This is a genomic window from Streptomyces sp. NPDC057638, assembly GCF_042800315.1.
In the GTDB taxonomy this organism is placed as follows: Bacteria; Actinomycetota; Actinomycetes; order Streptomycetales; family Streptomycetaceae; genus Streptomyces.
On record NZ_JBHVHF010000603.1, the window covers coordinates 1 to 1,418 of the forward strand.

Genomic DNA, 1,418 nt, shown 5'->3' on the forward strand with positions numbered 1-1,418 from the left:
GGCCCCGGAAGGGGCCGGGGCCGTCGGTGTTCGAACGGATGGCGGGCCCCGTCCCACCCGGGTTCGGTCTCTGCCGGAACCGGGGACGGCGCGGCTTGCTCTACGGGTGCAAGGAGCGCACCACCACGGTCGGGGTCCGGTACGCGGTCGAGGCCGCCCACCAGAAGCGGCTGATCCGGCGGCACGCGCGCGTGCTGGAGTCGGTGCGCGCACTGAACGAGGCCGCCCCGCGGAGGGTGTCCGCCCTCCTGCCGCGCTCCTGAGGGCTGTCCCGAGCCCGCGGCGCGCGCGGGGTGCCCCGGGGGGCGATTCGCCGGAAGGCGGTGACGGGGGAGGCCCGTGGGGGCCTTGTGGTGCGGTCGGGGGGTGCGGAACGTACCTCCTTCGCGCAGGTCACGATCCGGAAGATCCTCCGTGAGCACGAGCACGCTTCCTTTGCTCCCCGATTACTCTTGTCGCAAGGCCGCGCTCGGCGGCCATGGAGGAGTGAGATGAGGAGCAGTAACCCGGTCTTCTCGCGTCGGGGGTTCAGCCGTGACACCGGCAATGCGGGCTTCAGCGCGCAGCCGCAGGCCGGGGGCCCCGTCGTCGGAACCAACCCGTACGCCACGGGCGCCACGGACGCGGCCCAGGGCACCAACCCGTACGCGACCAACCCCTACGCGCCCGTAGACCCCACCACCACCGCCCCCGCGCGCGGCCGGGCCATGACGATCGACGATGTCGTCACCCGCACGGCCTTCACGCTCGGTACCGTCGTGCTCACGGCGATGCTGTCGTGGTTCCTGCTGCCGGTCGACTCCGACAGCATCGGCAAGTCGTATGGCATCGCGATCGGCGCCGCGCTCATCGCGATGGTGTTCGCGCTCGTCCAGGCCTTCAAGAGCAAGCCGGTCCCGGCGCTGATCCTGGCCTACGCGGCCTTCGAGGGTGTCTTCCTCGGCGTGATCTCCAGCGCGGTGAGCACCTACGTCGGTGACGGCGTCGTTCCGCAGGCCGTCCTCGGCACCATGGCCGTCTTCGCCGGTGTCCTGGTCGCGTACAAGATGCGCTGGATCCGGGTCAACCGCCGCTTCTACGGCTTTGTGATGGCCGCCGCGCTCGGCTTCGTGCTGCTGATGGCCGTCAACCTGCTCTTCGCCGTCTTCGGCGGCGGTGACGGCCTCGGCTTCCGCAGCGGTGGCCTCGGCATCCTCTTCGGTGTGATCGGCGTCATCCTCGGCGCCTGCTTCCTCGCCCTGGACTTCAAGCAGGTCGAGGACGGTCTCACCTACGGTGCTCCGCGCGAGGAGTCCTGGCTGGCCGCCTTCGGCCTGACCATGACCCTGGTCTGGATCTACCTGGAGATGCTGCGTCTGCTGTCGATCCTCAACGGGAACGACTGACCAGGCTCCCACCGGGCCGCCGCCGTGCGGCCC

2 protein-coding genes are annotated in these 1,418 nt (G+C 70.6%); both read left to right on the forward strand.

Going from position 1 to position 1,418, the window contains the following annotated elements:
* Positions 1-263, forward strand: a 263-nt coding sequence (locus tag ACFVIM_RS35120; protein WP_384310437.1) for a hypothetical protein, incomplete at its 5' end; no start/stop codon positions are given.
* Between the two features lie 228 nt (positions 264-491).
* Entirely contained in the window at positions 492-1,385 is an 894-nt protein-coding gene (locus ACFVIM_RS35125) for a Bax inhibitor-1/YccA family protein (RefSeq protein WP_384310439.1), read from the forward strand.
* The last annotated feature ends 33 nt before the right edge of the window (positions 1,386-1,418 follow it).